7 protein-coding genes are annotated in these 9237 nt (G+C 39.1%); 1 reads left to right on the plus strand and 6 read right to left on the minus strand.

What is annotated here, in order from left to right:
• On the plus strand, positions 1 to 443 hold a 443-nt coding region (locus tag AC1DDX_RS16690; RefSeq protein ID WP_477622296.1), incomplete at its 5' end, for an alpha-L-rhamnosidase C-terminal domain-containing protein.
• An 8-nt stretch (positions 444 to 451) separates the two neighbouring features.
• Here AC1DDX_RS16690 and AC1DDX_RS16695 read toward each other — a convergent pair.
• The 6 genes from AC1DDX_RS16695 to AC1DDX_RS16720 form a co-directional block, all read right to left on the minus strand.
• Positions 452 to 1696: a DUF2264 domain-containing protein gene (locus AC1DDX_RS16695; protein ID WP_288879415.1), complete on the minus strand. Its 1245-nt coding sequence runs from the start codon at positions 1694 to 1696 to the stop codon at positions 452 to 454.
• A gap of 39 nt (positions 1697 to 1735) precedes the next feature.
• Positions 1736 to 3007, minus strand: a complete 1272-nt coding sequence (locus AC1DDX_RS16700; RefSeq protein WP_288879416.1) for a glycoside hydrolase family 99 protein — start codon at positions 3005 to 3007, stop codon at positions 1736 to 1738.
• A 5-nt stretch (positions 3008 to 3012) separates the two neighbouring features.
• Complete coding sequence (locus AC1DDX_RS16705; protein WP_337716325.1) at positions 3013 to 3804, minus strand: NIPSNAP family protein; 792 nt, start codon at positions 3802 to 3804, stop codon at positions 3013 to 3015.
• Between the two features lie 89 nt (positions 3805 to 3893).
• A complete protein-coding gene (gene pncB, locus AC1DDX_RS16710) occupies positions 3894 to 5078 on the minus strand; it encodes a nicotinate phosphoribosyltransferase (RefSeq protein WP_288879418.1) in 1185 nt (394 codons plus the stop codon).
• A gap of 14 nt (positions 5079 to 5092) precedes the next feature.
• Positions 5093 to 6130 carry an adenylate/guanylate cyclase domain-containing protein gene (locus AC1DDX_RS16715; RefSeq protein WP_288879419.1) on the minus strand — a complete coding sequence of 346 codons (1038 nt, stop codon included), beginning with the start codon at positions 6128 to 6130 and terminating at the stop codon, positions 5093 to 5095.
• A gap of 8 nt (positions 6131 to 6138) precedes the next feature.
• On the minus strand, positions 6139 to 9237 hold a 3099-nt coding region (locus AC1DDX_RS16720; protein ID WP_477622297.1), incomplete at its 5' end, for a response regulator.

A 9237-nucleotide genomic window follows, 5' to 3' on the forward strand; every position in this document is an offset into this window, starting at 1 on the left:
CATTTTATGCTGGGTCATTTGATGGAATGGTTGTACAGTGGCCTGGGTGGGATAAAAGCCATTTTATGCTGGGTCATTTGATGGAATGGTTGTACAGTGGCCTGGGTGGGATAAAAGCTTCTGCTGATGCAATAGCTTATAATAAACTGGAAATAAAACCTGAACAGGTTGGTAATATTACCCATGCAAGAGCCAGCTATAAAACCCCTTACGGAAACATTGTTTCTGATTGGAATAAAACTGAGAACAACTTTGAACTGAAGGTTGAGGTGCCTGTAAACTCCAAAGCCACAATCTATATACCTGCATCAGAAAATACAAAGATCTACGAAGGAGAAATGCTTATAAAAAACAATAAGGAAGTTGTATTTAAGGGCATTAAAAAGGGTTTCGCTTTACTAGAAATTGGTTCTGGTAATTATGTTTTTAAGGCTGCAGATTAGCTTTGACATTATCTAAGATCTACCCCATGGTCGTTTGGAAAATCTTCGCCACTCCAAATCTTTTGAGCACTCCATTTTTCTGGTAGATTTGCCCAGAAGGGATCTGTTGAAGGTAAGCCAAGCGGCAGGAATATACTGGTGCTCAAATAAGGACTTCCCTGATTGTTGTAAGTGTCTGCTATAGCCGGTTGCTGACCATAAACGCCAAGAGAAAGCCATCCATTTTTATAAGTGGATGGGCTTTCTAATGTTTTTTTAATTACAGCAGTAAGTGCACAACGTACCTGAGCAGCCGTTAGTTGCTTTGGCAGTGCTTTACGCCATGCCATATCGGCCAGGTGATGAAATGCTGCTCCACGATAAATGAGAGATCGACCGGTTGCGGGATAGGTTCCATCCGTATTAATCATCCTTTCCTGAATTACCGCAAAGCGTTCATTACGTTTCTTTATTTTTTCGGATAATGCGTTATACCCATTGGTCTTTTTATTGACAGTTTCAGTTATTGCTGCCAGATAAGGGTGAATTACAAAGCTATTATAGTAGTCGAATGCAAAGACGGGTCCATCAGAATAAAGCCCATCTCCAACATACCATTGTTCTAGCTGTTGCATGGCATAATCGACCCTCATTGGATCCCACTGGAACCCGTACTTACACAAAAATGCCTCGTTCATTGCCGAAAAAAGCAACCAGTTTGAAAAACCAGGTTTAAATTTCCTGGTGGTTTTTATAGAGCTCACCAGTCGGTCTTTTTCCTGTTTACCAAGATTTTCCCAAAGCCAGGGAGCCCTTATAAAAGCAAAAGACAAAAATGAGGCATCTACCAATTGCTGACCTGCCAAATCAAAGCGCATAAAGTCCTTTTTATTCGAATCTAGCGCATTAGCAAGTCCTTTCAACACCATATTACGGTACTGCTGGCGCAAATCCTTTTCCGCAGCATCACCATCCTCTAATTGCAACCAAGGCGCGATGCCACTCAAAACCCTGCCTAAAACTTCAAGATATTGCACTTGTATTCGTTGTGCCTTATTATCGGTGGTATTAGAGGTTACCTGTGGCATTTTTATCCTCAGACTATCGTTAGAGAGGTCGTATAGCACGGGTCTTACCATCTTATCCATTTGTTGCAGCCAAAAGGCCCTATCGCTGACCATCTGCTTTTTAACCTTTTTCTGAGCAAAACATACGCTAGTAGCCAGCAACAAAAAACACAATGTAAAACCTTTTCTGTTTAACGCAACCTTCATTTAATGATTTGATTAATTATCCATGGAAAATTAGGAAAATTATTTTTGCTTTGGCGGCAAAGGAACATCTTCTGTGAAAGGAACTTGTTTTCTAAGCATTTTACCGGCGTATCCTGAAAGATATAAGTAGTAATCAGAAGGAATATCTTCTTCAAATTTCACAAAAGTGCTTGCGCCAACGGGTGGGTTTTTAGATATTTTAAAAATAGCGGTTCCCTCGTCTACCTCATCAAACATGGCTACATAAAGCATCTCTGCGCCGTTTTTTACGGCCGTAGAGAGCTGTTTCCAAAAGAACTTGCCCCTGTTTCTTGGAATTTGGTTAGACGGCGATTTTGGATTCATATTGTGCCAGCTAAAGCCCGGAAAAACAACTCCAACATAATCGAGCTTATTTCGCTTACACCAGGCGATGTCTCCTTTTTGAACCTCTGCGTATTTATTATATGCAGTTTCATTGCCATATCTGCCAATGGTCCATGGATGAATGATATCTGCTTTTTTTATGATCTCATGAAGCAATGGGTTCTTTTCTGTATCGTTTCCAAATTCACGCCAGTAAGTGGGTACGCCTAACATTACTGAACAGCCGCCATAAACCGGATCATTCTTTAAAAAATCGACCATTTTAGCAACATCCTTTAGGGTATACTTCCGGTTATCTCCAAATCCAACTCCCCACAAAACCACAAGAGGTTTTCCGTTGTGGTATAAATAGGTTTGATTGTTTCCCTGGCTGGTTATTTTCATACTGTCGACCAGGTTTTTCCAATCGTTAATGAGCACCGGCACGTCAACTCTGTCTGTGGTACCCGACAGATCGTACATAACAGAGATTGCCCTTCCATATTTTTGTGAGGACTTTAGTGCATTTCCAAGCACTGTATTGAAATGATTGCGACCAGACTTTCCCTTGATCTCTGCTACAAAGCGCTGCATAAATACGCCGTCTAGTCCGTAATCTTTCATCCATTTAAAATGAATTTCGACAGTTGATGCATCGTGGGCGCTTGGCAGATAAGCTGCACTGCCATCAGCATGTACAAAAGATGTTTGATATACCTTTTTTAGCTCACTTGTTTCGGGCCATAAATCGACATTTGTACTTCCAGGTTCGAATTTTCCTTTAGATTGGTAGTGATACCAGCCTCGRCCAGCACCATCTTCGGCTGCGTTATGCCAGCCCTGATAGCCAGCCATAATTAAACCCTTATAGCTTTTAAACCGCGATGTTTTACTGTGTTTACTTTGTGCAAATACACTGTTTGCACAAAGTAACACAATCAGTAAAACTGTATGTTTTATATTCATAAAATTTAAAAATCAGAGTATTCAGTTGGAACGATGAATTGAGTATCGTTTCTTGAAACATTATTCTGATATTCAGGTAAAGCTGATACGCGTTTCCATTTCGGATCGGCACCAAAAACTTTCCAATGTTCGTCTCTCGATTTTTTATCACTGTAAGTGGTTAAATACATTAGGTTTGGCATACGGCTACCAGCTAATACTTCACCGTAGAATACGGCCTGGCTACCTATACGATCAAATATTTCAACTTCTTCATTGTTAAACATTTGAACTTTATTGACATGCTGCTTTTCGGAAGCACTTTCGTAGCTACGTAATTCATATATACGCTCGCTTTTGGCATTACTGAATACGGGTTTCTTTAATGTTGGCATTCCTGTAAATGCCTCTAAAATGATGTTTTCCTTTCTTACAAAAGCGGCATCATTGTAAGCTGCGTTTACATAATCAGCTCCCTTAATTGCCAGTTCTTTATCCTTTAAAAGCAATTGGGATACCTCGCTAAACTGTTTTAGTGATTGAAAAGCAAGAAATACATAGATCTTTTTATCGCTAGCCGTGTCTATATCCGCAGCTTTAAATACGCCTACTGTTTTAACACCTAGTCGGTGTGCAGCTGGCACATAAGCTTCTGAAAGGTATTTATCAACCCTTTCTTCCTGAGCTTTGCTTTTAAGGTGATATACCGTTATTTGATAAAATTGTTTTGGAGGGGCAGCGGCAATCGATTGCAATGTGCTGCCAATGATAAAGATAATAACGGCCATACAGCAGTTAAACAAAGTTTTTGATTTCATGTGTTTAGTTTATTTTAAGTACTAAAACTAGATAATTTCCTGCGACTTAAAGAAATAACAACAAATTCGTTGCGTAAAACTGTTCTTTTCTAATCTATCTCCAGAATGGTTTTAGCCAGATTGATCATGCGTTCGGTTCCTGTGTACTTTCCATGTTCGTCAGAAAGCTTTACAACCTCAGTCCACTCTCCATCCTTTGGCTGTGCCTCAGTCATTTTAATCACAATATTCATTGCTGTAGGCCCGGCATCGTTGGTAAGGTTTGTACCTATTCCAAATGACATTCCGATTTTATCACGGCAATGATCAGCAATGCGTGCGACTTTTTCATAGTTCAATCCATCAGAAAAAATTATGGTTTTGGTTCTGGGATCGATACCCATGCTGTTGTAATGCGAAATTACTTTATCGGCAAAAAGCAGTGCATCACCGCTATCGTGCCTAACGCCATCGAACAGCTTCGAAAACATTTTATCGAACTGTTTAAAGAACACTTCGGTAGTATAAGTATCAGATAATGCAATGCCCAAATCGCCACGATAAACGGCTACCCAATGCTCCAATCCTGTTGCATTGGCCATTTTAAAGCCATAACGTGCGGCATGAAACATAAACCATTCATGGGCATGGGTTCCAATAGGTTTTGTTTTGTGGATCATGGCCATATGTACATTGCTGGTGCCTATAAACGAACCATCTCCGTATTGGCTAAGTGCCTGGAGTACCAATCTATGGACCTGATAAGAGTACCGACGACGGGTACCAAATTCTGCTACTGTAACGCCTAAACGACGGTAGTTTTCGATCTTTTCTTTAGTATGGTTAATTACCTCGTCGTTAGAGATTCTTTGGGAATCATTAAGGACATAGAAGAGCTCACAAATGAGCGACATTAATGGTACTTCCCATAAAATGGTTCGGTACCACAGGCCTTCTACATGTACCTCAAGCTGATCTCCGTTTTGTGCAATGTGTACTTCTTCAGGATTGTAACGGTATCCTTCCAGAAAATCAAGATATACAGGATCAAGATACGGGCAATTTACCTGCAAAAAGTGTTTTTCTTCTCTGCTTATTTGTAATGTGGCCATTTCATTTACTGCCTCTCTTAATGCTTTTGCAAAACCATCAGGAAATGAATGTTTGCCCCGATTTATAAATGCATACCGTGCTTTTGCAGAAGGAAATAAACGGGTTACCCCCTGCTGCATGGTAATTTTATAAAAGTCGTTATCTAATATTGATGATAGTATTGGCAACGCATGTAATGACATATTAAGAGATATTTTTATGAACAAATAATTGGTTTAACAGAGCTTAATAACATTTCGTGCTCTTTGCCTTTTAATTTTATTGACCCAAGGGTCTCTACTATATAACTGCTGGTTAACTGAAGCTTATTTATGAGTTCTGAAGATGCAATTACCTCCTCGTCATACTGTTTACACATTCCCTGTATCCTGGAAGTTGTATTTAATACATCACCAGAATAGGTTATATCCCGCTTAATTATTCCTACTTCGCCTGCAACAACTTTACCGCAGTGGATTCCGGCTTTAAAGGTAGGCACCACACCGTAACGCTTCAGGTATTTATTTTTTATATTGTTAATGTAGGTCTTAATATCGAAAAAACACCGTACACACATGCTGTTTTCAATCCCGTCCTCATACTTCCAGGCCACAATAACTTCGTCGCCTGCATACTGGTATATCTCTCCCTTGTTGTCCAGTATGGGGTTGGTAATATCTGTAAAGAAGTCCTTAAGAAATTCATGGTACTTTTGATCACCCAATTGTTCGGCTATTGTTGTGGATGAATTGATATCGAGAAACATAAAAATGCGCTGTTCCTCTCTAGGAGTATTGTATTTTCCGCGTACAATGTTCCAGAACGTGCCATGGCCAAATTTGCTATTGATTTGCAGAAGCAATTGGGTAACAGCCACTACTATACCCCAGGCAAGACCATTTTTAAAAAGCCGGTGCGTATCCTGAACAGAAAAAATACGGAACAAGACGTTGATGAACAAAATAATAAGTACAAAAGATATCATTACCGCAAGTACGGTATAGCCGTAAGACTTGTCCTGGTACTTTACGTTTACAAAGAATACGAGCAAACTTCCGCCTAAAAGAGCGCCGACCAGCGCAGCAAACATGTTTCTAATAACCGATGAAAGAAAAGTATAGTCGGAAGATGGCCCCAATGAATTATTGGTATATAATATCATATGATCGTAAACGGCCATTATAAAGCCAATAATGAGCCATGCAATTATAATTATTCCAAGCTGCCTTAACTTATATTGTGTTCTGCGGTTCATGCTCTAATTTATTCATTTTTCCTGATGAAATTATTAGCATACTCTGACGGTGTTACCCCAAACTGCTTTGTAAATGCCCTACCTAATTGAGATTGAGAGGTAAAACCCGTTAAATCAGCTATTTGCTGGATTTTATAATTTGTTTCTACAAGTAGTTCTGCCGCTTTTTTAAGTCGTGTGATATTGATGAGCTCGTTTGGCGACAGGTTAGAGATGGACTTTATTTTGCGATAAAACGTGGCCCGACTCATGTTTAATGTTTCGGCAAGCTTATCTACATCCAGATCACGGTTTGCAATGTTTTTAAGGATAAAATCGTTCAGTTTCTCTAAAAGAATCTCATCAGGCTTAGTATGGGCAATGCTTTTTATATGAATTAAAGGCGACCTTACGAAGTAGTCTTTTAACTGATTTCTGTTGAATAACAGGTTTTGAATTTGCACTTGTAAATGCTGTGGTGAGAAGGGTTTCTCTATATATGCGTCGGCGCCTATTTCCAAGCCTTCTATCTTTGATTGAAATGCACTTTTTGCTGTAAGCAAAATAAGGGGAATATGGCTATAATCAAGATTGGTTTTTATCTGCCTGCAGAGTTCATAGCCATCCATAACCGGCATCATTACATCGCTAACGATCAGTTGCACAGAGTGCTCTTTTATCATGTCAAGCGCTATCTGACCATTAGCCGCAGTAATGCAATTGTACGTAGAGCTGAGTTCTTTAGCAATGAACTGGAGAATATCAGCATTATCATCAACCAGCAAAATCAGTGGTTTAGCTTCTTGAATTGTATTTTCAATTTCCGGGCTTACTTCCTGATAAACCGGGACGGTAATAATTTCCTGTTGAACTGACTTTTCTTCAATGGGTTCGTTAGTTGGGTAATAGGGCAATTTTACTTCAAACACATTCATTTCATTTTCATCGGCATGAAATGTTAAAGTGCCACCATGTAACCTGGATAAAGAGCGTGCAAGTGCCAAGCCTATACCTGTACCGATTTGATTGGATGTTTCCTTTAACCTGACAAAAGAATCAAAGATTCTTTCCCTCATTTCTTCCGGGATTAAAAAACCATCATTTTTAACCACTATAGCGTACTGGTTAGAGTCAGGATCAGTACTAAGCAGCAATATATCTACTCTTTTATCGGAATACTTAATGGCATTGCTTAGTAAATTGCTTAAAATTTTATTAAGTGCTTCGGCATCTGCTTTGCTATAAAACTCTGTGTGTGGTAAATTGAGTTGAAAGTGGATCTGCTTTTCTTCAGCTGCATTTTTGAACCTTAGGTAATGCTCTCTTAAGATTTCGCTGATGTTGCTTTTCATGAGGTTAAGGCTATATTCCTTAGACTCTATCTTTCTGAAATCGAGCAGTTGGTTAGTTAGATGTAATAGCCTGTCTGCATTTTTTTCCATCGTAAGCAGATAGTTAAGCACCTCTGGAACCGGGGCATATTTTTTTATGACTGTTTCTAATGGTCCTTTTATTAAGGTAAGTGGTGTTCTTATCTCATGTGTGATTTGCGTAAAGAATTCAATTTTAGCCTCATAAATTTCCCTTTCTTTTTGGTTCTCCAGCTGCTCTATCCGCCTCTTGTTTCTAAATTTAATTTTATTGGTGGTGTACACCACCAAAGCATAAACTGCAGCAATAAATAACAATAGATAAAACAAATAAGCCCAACCACTTAACCAGAATGGAGGAGATATTTCTATGATCAGTTCCCTTGGGGTTTCATTCCATACGCCACTGCTGTTAGCACCCTTAACAAGAAAGGTATATTTACCCGGGCTAAGCTTAGTATAGAACACCCTTCTGTTCTTTTTTAGATAGGTAAAATCTTTATCAACCCCTTCTAGCTTATATGCATATTCTGCAGTTTCATGATCGGTATACGCAAGTGCTGCAAAATCAATACTAAAGGTAGACTGATCATAATTAAGGTTGATTTGATCTGTATAGGATATTGATTTTTTAAGCGGAGAGCCTTCTGCATTGATCAACAATTCCTGATTAAATACCTGGAAGCCTGTAATGTAAACCTGAGGTACAATAGTGTTCTGTTTGAATTGTGAAGGGTTAAAGCTTACCAAACCATTTACACTACCAAAATAGATCTGGCCGCTGGCATCCTGAAATGACGAGTTATAATTGAACTGATCGCTCAACAATCCGTTGGCTGTGGTGTATACCCTTATTTTCTTTGTTTTGGGATTATAGCAGATTAGTCCTTTAGAGGAACTGATCCATAAATTACCTACCTTATCCTCTTCTGTTTTATAGAAAACATCGCTTGGGAAGCCATCCTTAGTGCCGTATCGTTTAAATGTTTTATCTACAGGATTGAATTGGTTTAAACCATTTTCCGTGGTCACCCACAGTGTTTTATCAGCAGAGATGAATACCCCGTTTACAAAGTTATCACTTAAGCTGTTTTCGTTTTGCGCAACATTTCTATAAAAACCATGTTTATTCGTTTTAGGGTTAAAATACAAAAGGCCACCGCTTATTGTTGCTGTCCAGATCGTGCCATCAGCATCTTCTGTAATCGCTGTATAATGGAAATTTTGCGGAACCTCTTTAATTAGGGTAAAATCCCGTGTGGTTTTATTATAACGATGCAACCCATCGGCAGTACCAACCAGAATATTTCCGGAACGGGTTTGATAAAAGCAATCAACAAAGTTACTTTTAAGCGCATTTGGGGCATCTCCTTTGTCGTAATGCCTGATTACTTTGCCCGATTTTATATCTAATATGTCCAAGCCCTGTTCGTAGGTCCCTATCCATAATTCGTCGCCGATGGCTTTTAAACCATGGATATTCGTATGAGCAATACTGGTTTTAGATCCATCAGGAATAAAGGCTGTGAAATCTCCATTGGGCGAAATCTTGTTTACTCCGGCATCTTCTGTACCCACCCATAAGTTCCCGAATTTATCGTTACAGATCTCGCGTATGGCACTTCCACTAAGTGACCGCTTATTGTTTTGTGGGAAAAACTTATCAAAGAAGGTAAATGGTTTTGGATAATAATTAACCCCGCCAAAATAAGTACCTATCCAAATACCACCTTCTTTATCCTTAGCAAAGGTATAAAC

This window comes from Pedobacter sp. 10L46_2, assembly GCF_056395165.1.